The following is a 12,961-nucleotide window of genomic DNA, read 5'->3' on the forward strand; positions in this document are numbered from 1 at the left end:
GACTGCTGCCGGGCGCCCCCGGTCGCTCTCCGCCACCGGGGGCGCGGTCGGTCAGCCGCCGGGACGCAGCACCCGGCCGGGGCCGGCGGCGTTGTCGGCGGCGGCCTGGGTGCGTTGCGCTCCGGTGACGCACACGTCATCCCCGATGAACGCCTCGCGCCACACGTAGCCGGCGACGCAGGTGTGCGGGCCGTACGGGCCACTGACCCAGCGACTCGCGGCGACCGCGTTGTCCGCGAGCACCTGGGATCTCGTCGCGCCGGTCACACAGACGTAGTCGGACTGGTCGGCGTCGCGCCACACGTACCCGCTGACGCAGGTGTTCGGGCCGGACACCAGCCGGGCCGGGTTGCGACGGGACGCGGCGGCGGCGTTGTCGGCGGCGGCCTGGGTGCGTTGCGCTCCGGTGACGCACACGTCGTCCCCGGCGTACGCCTCGCGCCACACGTAGCCGGAGACGCAGGTGTGCGGACCGTACGGGCCGTTCACCCAGCGGCTCGGTGCGGCGGCGTTGTCCGCCCACACCTGGCTGCGGGTGGCGCCGGTGACGCAGACCAGGTCGCCCGCGCGGGCCTCGCGCCAGACGTACCCCTGGAGGCAGCGGTTGACCACGTCGGTGGTCACTGTCACCGAGGCGGCGTTGCCGGAGAGCCAGTTCACGCCGATCTGCACGCCGCCCGCGTTGAGCGACTGGGCCGGACCGCCGCCGGGGCCGGTACGCAGCAGGGTGGGCGTGCCGTTGCGGACCTCGTGCAGCAGCACCGTGTCGGCCGGGATGCCGGCGCTCCAGCCGGTCTTCCGGCGGAACTCGACCGTGTAGTAATGGAACAGGTCGGCCGGGTCGAACGGAATCCGGATCAGCTGCGGGCCGCTGGCGGCGGGCACCTCCAGCGGGGCCAGGGTGAGGGTGCGCGAGCCGACCCCGTCGGCGGCCATGGTGAAGATGCGGTTCTTCGGCAGCCAGCCCAACTCGTCACGGTTGGGGCCGTTGAGCCCGACCGCGCTGGTGCCGTAGTTCGCGGTGCCGAAGGCGTAGATGTGCATCGCGCTCATCTCGTCCCACGGGTCGTCGTACTCGCCCGGCTGGGACCACGGCGCGTTCTGGTAGGTGGTGTCGTTGGAGAACGAGTGGCCCAGGTTGTAGCCGTGCAGCATCTCGTGCGCGGCGAAGCCGACGTTCCAGGCGCCCGGGTCGAGCAGCACCCGGCCACCTGCCGCACCGGAGTCCACCCAGTCGTTGAGCATGACCGCGATCCGGTTGCCCGCGGGCACCACGTAGCCGGCGGCCGCCGCGGTGTCCACGCAACGCTGGGTGCGGGTCCACCGGTCGATCGAACCGAACTGCGCCAGGGTGTACGGCATCGTGTACCACCCCCGGACCACCGAGCCGGCCAGCGACACCCGTCCGCCGGACTGGTCGGCCAGGTAGTCCGCCACGCCGCCGGTGCCGACGCCGGTCGCCGTGAGGAAGTTGGCGAAGTGCGACGGCGTTCTGGGCTCCGCCGGCTTGTCGCTGAACTTGCACAGCAGCACCGACCACGGGGTGGCGTTGCGGATCGGGCTGGCGGCCGCCGGGGCGGCCGGCAGTGCCACCGCTCCCAGCACGGCGCAGGCGAGCGCCACGGCTGACGCGGCGACCCGACGGAGGACTCTGGACTTCACGCGTACGCTCCCATCGCTGCGGCCCGCCGGACGCGGGCCCTGCGGTCCACATCGGAGCACCGATCGTGACCGTGTCGACGCTTTCAGTCGCGTTGGCGACGGGCCGGAATCCGACTGCGCTGGTCAGCAGCGTGTCGGCGCCCGGCGTTAGGCTCACCGACGTGGGTGTGCGCCAGCTCGATCGCGCGCAGGCACGACGGATCGCCGTGCGGGCCCAGCTGTTGGCCGACCCGCGCCCGACCGACCTGCTGACCGTGGTGCGGCGGCTGACGCTGGTGCAGATCGACCCCACGGCTGCTGTCGCGCCGAGCGCTGACCTGGTCTGTTGGAGCCGGCTCGGCTCGTCGTACCAGCCCGCGCAGTTGCGTCACGCCCTCGAACGGGACCGGACGCTCTTCGAGCACCAGGCCATGCTGCGACCGATGGACGACCTGGGGCTCTACCTCGCGGCGATGGCCGCCTGGCCCGCCCACGAGCGGGCGCGCGAGTGGCTGCGCGCGAACGACGCGTTCCGGCGGGACGTGCTCGACCTGCTCGGTCGCTCCGGCCCACTGCTGTCCCGCGACATCCCGGACACCTGCGCGGTGCCCTGGCCGTCGTCGGGCTGGACCAACAACCGCAACGTCACCCAGATGCTGGAGTTCCTGGTCGCCCGCGGCGAGGTCGCGATCTCCGGTCGGCAGGGCCGGCAGCGGCTGTGGGACGTCGCCGAGCGCGTCTATCCGGCCGGCACCCCCGTCCTGCCGCTGGAGCAGGCGCTTCGGGTCCGCAACGAGCGCCGACTGCGCGCGCTGGGCATCGCCCGGGCGAAGACACCCGTCCTGCCGGGCGAGCCGGCGGAGGTCGGCGACGCCGGTGAACCGGCGGTGGTCGAGGGAGTCCCGGGGGTCTGGCGGGTGGACCCGGCCGCGCTCGGGCAGCCGTTCACCGGGCGTACGGCGTTGTTGTCGCCGTTCGACCGCCTGGTGCACGACCGGGTCCGCCTCGAAGAGATCTTCGAGTACGAGTACGTGCTGGAGATGTACAAGCCGAAGGCGAACAGGCGGTGGGGCTACTTCGCGTTGCCGATCCTGCACGGCGACCGGCTGGTCGGCAAGGTGGACGCCACGGCCGACCGTCGGCGCGGCACGTTCACCGTGCACGCCGTGCACGAGGACGTGCCCTTCACGCCACAGGTGAGCCGTGCCGTGCACGACGAGCTGCGCGAGCTGGCGTCCTGGCTCTCGCTGACCCCGGAGGGTCTGCGCTGACGGGTGCTCGCCGAGGCCCCGGCTCCCCGACGAGCACCCGTCGTCCACCTCTCGGCTAGGCGATCCGGCGCACCCGGCGCACGGCCAGGTAGAGCAGCAGCAGGGCGAGGGCGACGAAGATGCCCGTCTCGATGCCCTGGAACAGCCAGAACCGGTCGGCCGGCTGGTAGAGCTGCCAGTTGTACGCGCCCGGTTCGAGGCCCAGTTCGGCTCCGCAGACCCGACCGTCCGGCCCCTTCCCGCCCGGTGGGCACTGGATCCGGGTGTCCTCCGCGATCATCGTCCCGTCCGGGTTGCGGACGCCCTGGGTGAGGATCCAGTCCCCCCGGCTGATCTCCGGGGGTCCGTCCATCTCGATCGGGAAGGTCTGGGTACGGGCGGGCTGGTAGTGCGGCCGGGCCAGGATCTCCACCGCCGCCCGCACAGCGATGAACCCGGCGAGGGTGATGCCCATGGCGGGCAGCATCCGCTTCCAGACGGTGCCGGCGAAGACGCCCAGCGCCACGGCGAAGAGCGTGTAGCCGATCGGGACGATGCCCTGCAGATCGAAGACGATCATGCCGAGGCGGCCCTCCTGGGCGGCCTGGGTCAGCGGCTCCACCCACCAGGACATGCCGAGCCCGTAGCCGATCGCGAGGAGCAGCACGGCGGCGCCGACCAGCCCGAACTTCACCAGCGCCCAGCGGGTGCGGCCGACACCCTGGGTCCAGACGAACCGGTGGGTGCCCTGCTCCACCTCCCGGGCGACCAGCGGGGCGCCCCAGAACAGGCCGACCAGCACCGGCAGGGTGATCAGCAGGACGGCCAGCAGGTTGAGGCTGCCGTACTGGTTGCTGAAGCGGTGGAAGCCCGCGTCACAGGTCTCGCGGGTCGACGCGGCCACGTCGGCGCGGGCGAGCTGGCTGACGCACTCCGCCAGCCCGAGGTCGCTGAAGGTGCTCCGCATCGACAGGCCGATCGGCACCAGCACCGCCGCGAGCACGGCGAACCCCAGCAGTGTGAAGAACGCCTGCTTGCGGTGTTGCCGCCAGGTCAACCAGATCATGCCGCCACCCCCCACTCGCTGTGACTGGTCTGCGTGGTGCCCTCGGCGAGATAGGCCAGGACGACGTCCTCCAGGCTCACCTCGCGGATCGTCCAGGCCGGATCGGTGACCGGCCCGTCGGTGCGGACCAACAGTGTCGACTGTCGATCGGTGTGGCTGGCCCGGACGACGGCGGCGACGCCCCCGATCGTGCCGCCGTCGTGCCGTGGCCCGACCAGTTGGCGGTGCTCGGCGACCAGGTCGTCGACCGAGCCGGTGAGCTGCACCTTGGCGGCGTTCAGCACGATCAGGTAGTCGCAGACGCGCTCCAGGTCGGCCAGCAGGTGCGAGGAGAGCAGGACGGTGGTCCCGGAATCCGCGACGCTGCCCATCAGCGACTGGAGGAACTCACGCCGGGCCAGCGGGTCGAGGCTGGCGACCGGCTCGTCGAGCAACAGCAACCGGGGCTGCTTGGCCAGCGCCAGGGCCAGCGCCACCTGGGCCCGTTGCCCGCCGGAGAGCTTGCCGACGGGTCGGTCCGGTGGGATGCCGAGCTGCGCCAACCGGGTGCGGGCCAGCGGCGCGTCCCACCGCTTGTTCAGCTTGCCGCCGGCCACGACCAGCTCGGACGCCGTGAAGTCCCGGTAGAGCGGGGTGTCCTGGGCGACGAAGCCGATGTCGGCGAGGCCGTCCGTGTCGCCGTACGGCGACCGATCGAACACCCGTACCGTGCCCGCGTCGGGCTTGAGCAGCCCGACGGCCAGGTGCAACAGCGTGCTCTTGCCCGCGCCGTTGGGCCCGACCAATGCGGCGATCCGGCCGGCCGGCAGGCGCAGCGAGCAGTCCCGCAACGCCCAGGTGCTGCCGTAGCGCTTGCCCAGCCGGTCTGCCTCCAAGACATGGTCCATTCTCTGTCCTCTCGTTGCGCTCATGCGGGTTCCTTCTGCGGGGTGTCCTCGGCGAGGGTGGCGCGCAGCGTGGTCTCCACCAGGGCGATGACGTCCTCGGCGGTGAGCCCGGCGGTCTGCGCCCGGTGCAGCCAGGCGACCAGGTCGTCGCGTAGCTCGGCCTGGTTGGGCAGGGACGCGCCGGCCAGGGTGCGCTGGACGAACGTGCCCACCCCGGGTCGGCCGCCGACCAGACCCTCGATCTCCAGCTCCCGGTACGCCTTCAGCACCGTGTTCGGGTTGATCGCCAGGGACTGCGCGACGTCCCGGACCTTCGGCAACTGGTCGCCCGGTGTCAGCAGACCGACCCGCAGCGCCTGTTTCACCTGCTGCACGAGCTGCATGTAGGTGTTCACCTTCGACCGGCTGTCCAGTACGAACTCGATCACTCGCGATGGTCCTTCCTGTTGTCCTACGACAGTAGGACTAATAGACAGCTTCACCGGCGGGGTGACTGCTGTCAAGGGCGGCGCGGTGCCCGTCCTGCCCGCGACGGCGCGTCACGGACGGCTGCCCGGCGTGTCCGACCTGGTGGCACCGGCAGGCCAGAGGTTGGCACCGACGGGTCAACCGCTCGGGAAGGGAAGCGGCAGCAACCCAGGTGGAAGGGGAGGTGTGCGATGGTCGCCAACGAACTGACGACGCCGAGGGCTACTCCACTGCAGGTGGCCCGCGCCCGCGGGCGGGTACGCGGGCGGCTGATCCTGCTCGGCCCGGCGTTCGTCGCCGCGGTCGCGTACGTCGACCCGGGCAACTTCGCCACCAACTCCGCCGCCGGTGCCCGCTACGGCTACCTGCTCGTCTGGGTCGTGGTGGTGGCCAACCTGATGGCGATGCTGGTGCAGACGCTCACCGCGAAGCTGGGCCTCGCCACCGGTCGCAGCCTGCCCGAGCTGTGCCGGGAACGCCTGCCGAAGCCACTCAACAAGGCCATGTGGGTGCAGGCCGAACTGGTCGCCATGGCCACCGACCTGGCCGAGGTCATCGGTGGTGCGGTCGCCCTGTACCTGCTCTTCGGCATCCCCCTGCTGCCCGGCGGGATCATCATCGGCACCACCGCGTTCGCCGTGCTGGCGCTGCGCTCGCGGGGCTTCCGCGCCTTCGAGGTCGCCATCGCCGTGGGGCTGGGCGTCATCGTCCTGGCCTTCGCGGCGAACCTGCTCGCCGCCGGCTCCGACCCGGGCTCCGCCGTGGCCGGCCTGGTCCCTCGGCTCCAGGGCACCGACAGCGTGCTGCTGGCTGCCGGAATCCTCGGTGCCACGGTCATGCCGCACGTCATCTACGTGCACTCCGCGCTGACCCGCGACCGCATCCCCGCCACCGACGACACCGAGCGTCGGATCCTGTTCCGTGGCCAACGCACCGACGTGCTGCTCGCCCTGAGCGCGGCCGGCGCGGTCAACCTCGCGATGCTGCTGATCGCCGCGGCCAGCTTCCGGGGCGGCGGGCCGGGCGGCGCGGACACCCTGGAGGGTGTGCACGCCGGGCTCGGCCAGACCATCGGCACCGCGGCGGCGTTCGGTTTCGCCATCGCCCTGCTGGTCTCCGGGCTGGCCTCCACGAGCGTCGGGACCTACGCCGGTGAGGTGATCATGGAGGGCTTCCTGCGGCGGCGGATTCCGCTGCTGCTGCGCCGACTGGTCACCCTGGTGCCCGCGCTCGCCGTGCTCGCCATCGGCCTCGACCCCACCCGGGCGCTCGTGCTGTCCCAGGTCGTCCTCAGCTTCGGCATCCCGTTCGCGCTCATCCCGGTGGTCGCCTTCACCCGCCGTCGGGACCTGATGGGCAACCTGGTCAACCACCCGCTCACCACGGCCGCCGCGTCCCTGGTGGCGGTCCTGGTGGTCGCGCTGAACGCCTTCCTGCTCTGGCAGGTCGTCGCCGGGTGAGCCGGCCGATCACGCGTTCCCGCCGCGCAGCAGGGCGATGATGTCTCCGACCGTCCGACGACCCTCAGGGGTCGGCATGATCGGCCAGTCATGAATCATTTCCTCGCCGACGTGCAGGTGGAGATCGGTCCCGGCCACCTCTTCGGCCCGGTCCCGGAGCAGGACGGCATCGGGGAAGAGGACATCGCGGGTGCCGGCGTACACGTGCAGGAGTCCGAGGTCGTCCAGGTGGCCGCTCAGCGGACTGATCTGCGGGTGCGAAGGATCGGCTGGGACTGCCCAACGGGCCGCGAGAACTCGGATGTGCTCGAGATTCAGCAACGGATCGTGAGGTGCGATGTCGGCGATCTTCGGATTGCTGAAGGTCAGATCGAGGGCGGGTGAGATCAGGACGGTGATGTCCGGCCGCCGGTCGTGCGGGGTCAGGGCCTGCAGCACGGACAAGGCGATGGTCCCGCCCGCTGAATCACCGATCAGGGCGGTCGGTCCCTGCTTCTGGACGTGCTGGGACAGGCGCAGCATGACCGGAAGGACGTCGGCGTGGGTGGCGATGGGCAGGCGCGGGTACAGGGGCAGGACGACTTCGCGGCCGGATTCGACGGCGATCCGGGCGGCCAGCCTCCAGTGCTGCCTGGTGATGGGGGCGGCCCAGGCCCCGCCGTGGATGTAGACGGCGTAGTGCTGCACCGGATCGGCGGGCGTCAGCCGATAGACGGTCCAGCCGTCGAACTCTTCCCGCCGGACCGTGACACCCGGCAGACGCGGCGGGGCCGGGTTGGTCACTTCGGCGAGGAACCGGCTGGGCTTGAACTGTCGCTTCCGCACTCCTGCCACGCGCAGCAGACCGACAACGGCTCTGCTGGTCAGGCTGGGGCTCATGGGTTCACGACCTGGTAGGAGCCGGAGCGCACGTCGTCCGGCAGGGCGGGACCGCTGGTGCTCCAGCCGAACGTGGTGCGCGCCTTGTGGGAGGTGATGCGCGCCGAGGATCGGAGCAACGCGGCCATCGGCCCCATGGCGCTCTCGGCCTGTTCGGCGGTGATCGAGGTCGCGGTGGTTCCGGTCAGGTCCGCGATCGCCTCGGCGAGTTCGCGGAAGGTGAACTGTCGCGGTCCGGCCGCGTTGTAGGTGCCCGCCACCGGGCGCTCCAGGGCCGTCAGGTACAGGCGGGCGAGATCGTCCACGTGCACCGGGGTCCACTCGTTGTCGCCGGCGTCGATGTAGGTGGCCGTGCCCGAACTGGTCGCGGCATCGATCAGACTGGTCAGCAGCAGGGAACCGCCTCGACCGTAGACCAGACCCGCGCGGATGATGACGCCGTTGAGGCCCGCCGCCTCGCGCACCAGTCGCTCGCCGACGAGCTTGAACGGCTGCAGGCCCGGCTCCGGCAGTTCTGCGTCTTCGTCCCGGGAATGCGTGGGGTCGAGCCCGTAGACCAGGTTCGTGCTGGTGTAGAGGGACGGCTTGCCGGTGCCCGCCTTGCCCGCCCCACGGGTCAGCGCCTCCACGGCGGCGGCCTCCGCCCTGACCGCGTCCTCGCCACCGAAATAGTCGACCGCGGTGTGCACCACCGCATCAGCCTCCGTCGCGGCCTTCTCCAGGAGCGCGGTGTCGGTCAGGTCGCCGAGCAGAGGAACCGCGCCCCCCTCTGTCGCCTTGGCTGCTGATTCCGGGGACCGGGTCAGCGCTACTACGTCGTGGCCTGCCGCGATGAAGTGTTCGACGAGCACCGAGCCCAGGTAGCCGGTGCCGCCGGTGACGAGGATCTGCATGGTCTCTCCAGAGCCGAGTGAACAATGAAACGGATGAAGTATCCGGTTGCCAACTGTAGCACGAACCGGATGGGTCATCCGTTTCATCGTCCGGAGTCGCCGGTTCCAGGGCCGCGGGCTCCAGGCGGGGCAAGTGGAGCCCTTATCCGCTTATGCTGGAAGAGTGACCGCTTCGCCGCTCCGTAGGGACGCAGTACGCAACCGCCAGCGGATCATCGAGATCGGCCGGCAGCTGGTCGCGGACGGCACCCCGATTCAGCTGAACGAGGTGGCCCGCGCGGCCGGCGTCGGGGTCGCCACGGTGTACCGGCACTTCCCGACGCCTCAGGCACTGGTCGAGGCGGTGTCGGTGGACGGACTCGAGACGCTGATCCAGGCCGCCGAACGGGCCGTGCAGCAGGACGACCCCTGGGCTGCTTTTCGTGATTTCCTGGTCAGCGTCGTAGACGCGCAACTACTCGACGCCGCCCTGTCCTCGGTGCTGTCCACGCCCACGGCCACCCTGCCGGGCACAGCGCACCTGCTCGATGAGTTGTCCTCGCTGTTCGGCGAACTGTTCGCTCGGGTCAGGGCGGCAGGGCTGCTGGCGCCCGGCATCACGCTCGCCGACATGACGCCACTGATGTGTGGCATCGCCTTCTCGGCCAGGATGCATCCGGCCGCCGATGCACAAGAGCAAGCCGCAGCCGGCCGCCACTACCTCGATGTCGTACTGAACGGGATGCGGGCCCGCTGAGCGCCACGGGGATCGAGAACCAACCCGGCCGACCCCGAAGGATCCACGACCTCACGCACTACGTCCGGCGGCCCTCGTCGCGCGTCGGGATCGCCTGACGCTGTTCGAGGGCGTCCGCCGGGTTCGCGTCGGCCGGCAGCGACGTCACGTCTTCGAGTACGCCCCCCGGCAGGGCGCCCTGCTCGGCCAGGTCCGCCTCGGACGCCTCGGGGTCGACGTCACCCGACACCCGGTCCGGCGGCCCGTAGTCGACAGCGCTCTGCCGTTGCTCCTGGGCGTCCGCCTCCGGAGGAGGAAACGTGTCGCCCTGATCATCCCGGTACGTGCTCATCGGAGCCTCCTCGCGACGGTTGTCGGCATACCACCGGGTCGCTGCCTACCCGCGGTGGTCGTCCGCACGCCTGTCCCGGCCTGTCCCGGCGGCCAGTCCCAGCCCCAGCAGCGCGCACACCGCGCCGACCAGGAAGAGCAATGAGGCGGCCGGTTGACCGAGCCACTCCCAGAACGGGTGCCAGGCCGGGTGTGGCTCGCCGAGGTGGTGGTACAGCAGCGACGGGACGGTCAGCAGCACCGGCAGCCACCACAGCACCACGGCCACACCCAGCAGGATGCTCACGGCGGTGCCGCGCTGTGCGGAGCGGCGGCTGGCCCAGCCGAAGACCCACCACCCGGCCACCGCGCCCAGCAGCGTCCCGAGCACCCCGGCGGGGACCACCAGCGGCGGTGGCGCGCGGTGCAGCTCGACCGCCAGGTAGGCGGCGTCGGCGGCGGTCCGCGACGAGATCGAGGCGTTCAGGATGGTGTCGCCGCGTCGAGCGACCAGCGTGGTGTCGGTGATCGAGAGCGGGGTGGCGCACATCTTGTCCGCGCAGCTGATGCCCTCGGCCACCTGCGGGTCGTACACCGTCCAACCGGCGCCGGTGAGGCGGTCCCGGGCCACCGCGACGATCTGCTCGGCGGGCACCGGTGGCGGGCCGAAGGCGGCGGCGGTGGTGGCGCTCTCCTGGTATTCACCGCCGTCGCCGAGCACCAGTGTCTTCACGGTGCCCAGCCGCAGCGCGTGCCCGTAGACGACGAAGAGCGCGGGCGGGGTGTCGATCTCGCCGAGGTCGTGACCGGGAAAGACCATGGTCAGGGTGGCGCCGGCCTCGGCTCGGTCGGGCTGCGGCCGGGACGTCTCCCAGGCGGCCCGGCTGGCCAGCGCGCCGGTGAAGAGGCCACAGACGATCGCGGCGAGCGGCACCCAGGCGACAGCCGCGCCCCTGCTCGGACGGCCCAGCCGGTGGAGCAGCCGCCGCCCGAACGGGCGGGCCGCCGAGGTGTCGGTCCCGGGCATGATCATCCTTCCGGTCGCGAACGGGGCGGAGCGACGGTACATCGACCACCGGGGTGGACGCGTACCCGTGACTACCGCCGTCCGTGGCCCGGATCGGACAGGATGGACGGGTGGCCGGGGCATGGCCGCGACGAGGAGGAGTGGCGATGCGGGTACGCGGGCGGTCGAGCGGGGGACGGCGTGCCCGGGTGGGGGCGACGCTGGGGGCTCTGCTCACCGGTGTGGTCGTACCGATGGCGGTGCTGACACCGGGGGCGGCGGTCGCGGCGGCGGTCGGTGCGCCGGTGTGCCAGATCCGCGACAACCGGCTCCGCGAGATCTCCGGGATGGTCGCCACCGACGACGGGTACGTGGTCGTCAACGACGGCGCCGACGACGAGGCCCGTCGTCGGATCTTCTTCCTCGACCAGCGGTGCGCCGTGGTCCGGGCGGTCTCCTACCCGTCCCGGCCCCGGGACACCGAGGACCTGGCCGTCGGCCGGGACGGCACCGTCTGGGTCGCCGACATCGGCGACAACGACCGTTCCCGGACGACGGTCGGCGTGTGGCGGCTCGCGCCGGGAACGGAGCAGCCGGTGCTGCACCGGATGGCGTACCCGGACCGCCCGCACGACGCCGAGGCGTTGCTGCTCGACGCGGACGGCCAACCGCTGATCATCACCAAGGGCGGCAGCGGCACCGTCTTCCTGTACCGGCCGACCACCGCGCTGCGGCCGGGGGCGACGACGACGCTGGCCCTGGCCGGCCAGGTGACCCTGCCGACGACCTCCACCAGCAACCCGTTCTCGTTCCTCGGGCGGGGTGTGGTCACCGGTGCGGCCAGCGCGCCGGACGGGCGTCGCGTGGTGCTGCGCAGCTACGCCGACGCCTTCGAGTACGACGTCCCCGACGGCGACGTGGTCAAGGCGTTGACCTCCGGCACCCCCCGGACCACCCCGTTGCCGGACGAGCCCCAGGGCGAGTCGATCACCTACAGCCGCGACGGCGGGTCGCTGCTCACCGTCTCCGAATCCGCCGACCAACCCCCGGGTACGCGCCCGACGGTCCTGCGCTACCCGGCCACCGCCGAGACGACCCCGACCACGGGCCCGACGGCCTCCACCGGCCCGGTGGCGCCCACCTTCGTGCGTCCCATCGCCGAGGACACCGTCGGCCTGGGCGGCCGCACCTGGCCGCTGGTCGTCGGCGCCGGGACACTGCTGGCCCTGCTCGGGCTGGCCGGTCTGCTGCGGTGGAGGCACACCGCACGCCACTGAGCGGACGGGGCGGTGCGGCAGGATGGGCCCATGTCCACCCTGTCCACGTTGCGTCACCCGATCATCGCCGCGCCGATGGCGGGAGGCCCGTCCACGCCCGCGCTCGCGGCCGCCGTCTCGGCGGCCGGAGGGCTGGGCTTCCTGGCCGCCGGGATGATCGACACCGACCGGCTGGTCGCCGACGTCGCCGAGGTCCGCGCCCGTACCGACCGGCCGTTCGGGGTCAACCTCTTCCTGCCCGATCCGGGCGGCGTCGACGAGGCCGCCGTCCGGGCGTACGCCGAGCGGCTCGCCCCGCAGGCCGCCCAGCGCGGCGTCACCCTGGGCGATCCGGTGGGCGGCGACGACGCGTACCCGGAGAAGCTGGCCGCCCTGCTCGCGGACCCGGTCCCGGTGGTGTCCTTCGTGTTCGGGCTGCCCGACCGGGCGGCGGTGACCGCCCTGCGGGAGCGGGGAACCGAGGTGTGGGCCACGGTCACCCGCCCGGAAGCCGCCACGGCCGCCGCCGAGCTCGGTGTGGACGCGGTGGTGGTGCAGGGCACCGAGGCCGGTGGGCACCGGGGCGGCCTGCCGGACGACGACGACTACGCGCTGCTGCCGTTGCTGCGGCTGACCGCTGCCCGCTGCGACCGGCCGCTGGTGGCGGCGGGGGGCATCGTCGACGGCCCCGCGCTGGCCGCCGCGCTGGTCGCCGGCGCCACCGCCGCCCAACTCGGCACGGCCTTCCTGCGGTGCCCGGAGGCGGGCAGTTCGCCGATGCACCGGGAGGCGGTGGCCGGTACCGCGCCGACCGCGTTGACCCGGGCGTTCACCGGCAAGCGGGCCCGGGGTGTGGCCAACGACTTCCTGCGTCGGCACGACGCGGCGGCACCGGCCGGTTACCCACAGGTGCTGCACCTGACGCGTCCGCTGCTCGCCGCCGCCCGGCGCGACGGCGACGCGTCGGTCGCCAACGCGTGGGCCGGACAGGCGCACGCGCTGGCCCGGGACCTGCCGGCGGGCGAGGTCGTCGCCGAGGTGAGCGCCGGTGCCCGGGCGGCCCTCGCCGCCGTGGTCGAGCGGTCGAACCGTCGGGGCTGACCTGGTTGC

13 protein-coding genes are annotated in these 12,961 nt (G+C 72.3%); 5 read left to right on the forward strand and 8 right to left on the reverse strand.

What is annotated here, in order from left to right:
* Positions 1-51: 51 nt before the first annotated feature.
* Complete coding sequence (locus O7616_RS14575; RefSeq protein WP_282307278.1) at positions 52-1,662, reverse strand: hypothetical protein; 1,611 nt, start codon at positions 1,660-1,662, stop codon at positions 52-54.
* A gap of 161 nt (positions 1,663-1,823) precedes the next feature.
* On the opposite strand from O7616_RS14575, the gene O7616_RS14580 reads away from it, so the two are divergent.
* The gene (locus O7616_RS14580) at positions 1,824-2,912 is read left to right on the forward strand and encodes a crosslink repair DNA glycosylase YcaQ family protein (RefSeq protein ID WP_282307279.1); all 1,089 of its coding nucleotides are present in this window, start codon (positions 1,824-1,826) and stop codon (positions 2,910-2,912) included.
* A 55-nt stretch (positions 2,913-2,967) separates the two neighbouring features.
* Here the strand turns inward: O7616_RS14580 and O7616_RS14585 are convergent, their stop codons facing one another.
* The 3 genes from O7616_RS14585 to O7616_RS14595 are packed head-to-tail and all read right to left on the reverse strand — an operon-like array spanning position 2,968 to position 5,272.
* Entirely contained in the window at positions 2,968-3,957 is a 990-nt protein-coding gene (locus tag O7616_RS14585; RefSeq protein ID WP_282307280.1) for a transporter, read from the reverse strand.
* Positions 3,954-4,844, reverse strand: a complete 891-nt coding sequence (locus O7616_RS14590; RefSeq protein WP_282307281.1) for an ABC transporter ATP-binding protein — start codon at positions 4,842-4,844, stop codon at positions 3,954-3,956. The genes O7616_RS14585 and O7616_RS14590 overlap by 4 nt, the downstream gene beginning before the upstream one ends.
* Positions 4,845-4,864: 20 nt before the next feature.
* Positions 4,865-5,272: a GntR family transcriptional regulator gene (locus O7616_RS14595; RefSeq protein WP_282307282.1), complete on the reverse strand. Its 408-nt coding sequence runs from the start codon at positions 5,270-5,272 to the stop codon at positions 4,865-4,867.
* Between the two features lie 231 nt (positions 5,273-5,503).
* On the opposite strand from O7616_RS14595, the gene O7616_RS14600 reads away from it, so the two are divergent.
* Positions 5,504-6,772 carry an Nramp family divalent metal transporter gene (locus O7616_RS14600; RefSeq protein WP_282307283.1) on the forward strand — a complete coding sequence of 423 codons (1,269 nt, stop codon included), beginning with the start codon at positions 5,504-5,506 and terminating at the stop codon, positions 6,770-6,772.
* 9 nt (positions 6,773-6,781) lie between these two features.
* Here the strand turns inward: O7616_RS14600 and O7616_RS14605 are convergent, their stop codons facing one another.
* Positions 6,782-7,651, reverse strand: a complete 870-nt coding sequence (locus tag O7616_RS14605; RefSeq protein WP_282307284.1) for an alpha/beta hydrolase — start codon at positions 7,649-7,651, stop codon at positions 6,782-6,784.
* Positions 7,648-8,622 (reverse strand): NAD-dependent epimerase/dehydratase family protein, encoded by a 975-nt coding sequence (locus tag O7616_RS14610; protein WP_282307285.1) that lies wholly within the window; start codon positions 8,620-8,622, stop codon positions 7,648-7,650. Before O7616_RS14610 ends, O7616_RS14605 begins: the two co-directional genes overlap by 4 nt.
* A gap of 85 nt (positions 8,623-8,707) precedes the next feature.
* Here O7616_RS14610 and O7616_RS14615 point away from each other — a divergent pair, with 85 nt between their 5' ends.
* Positions 8,708-9,280 (forward strand): TetR/AcrR family transcriptional regulator, encoded by a 573-nt coding sequence (locus O7616_RS14615; RefSeq protein WP_282307286.1) that lies wholly within the window; start codon positions 8,708-8,710, stop codon positions 9,278-9,280.
* A 58-nt stretch (positions 9,281-9,338) separates the two neighbouring features.
* On the opposite strand, the gene O7616_RS14620 is transcribed toward O7616_RS14615, so the two are convergent.
* Both O7616_RS14620 and O7616_RS14625 read right to left on the reverse strand, forming a co-directional pair.
* Complete coding sequence (locus tag O7616_RS14620; protein WP_282307287.1) at positions 9,339-9,611, reverse strand: hypothetical protein; 273 nt, start codon at positions 9,609-9,611, stop codon at positions 9,339-9,341.
* 45 nt (positions 9,612-9,656) lie between these two features.
* Positions 9,657-10,616: a hypothetical protein gene (locus O7616_RS14625; protein WP_282307288.1), complete on the reverse strand. Its 960-nt coding sequence runs from the start codon at positions 10,614-10,616 to the stop codon at positions 9,657-9,659.
* A gap of 146 nt (positions 10,617-10,762) precedes the next feature.
* Between O7616_RS14625 and O7616_RS14630 the strand changes: the two genes are divergently transcribed.
* A complete protein-coding gene (locus O7616_RS14630) occupies positions 10,763-11,872 on the forward strand; it encodes a hypothetical protein (RefSeq protein ID WP_282307289.1) in 1,110 nt (369 codons plus the stop codon).
* A 30-nt stretch (positions 11,873-11,902) separates the two neighbouring features.
* Positions 11,903-12,952 (forward strand): nitronate monooxygenase, encoded by a 1,050-nt coding sequence (locus tag O7616_RS14635; protein ID WP_282307290.1) that lies wholly within the window; start codon positions 11,903-11,905, stop codon positions 12,950-12,952.
* The last annotated feature ends 9 nt before the right edge of the window (positions 12,953-12,961 follow it).

The sequence above is a fragment of the Micromonospora sp. WMMD964 genome, assembly GCF_029581455.1.
Lineage (GTDB): Bacteria > Actinomycetota > Actinomycetes > Mycobacteriales > Micromonosporaceae > Micromonospora.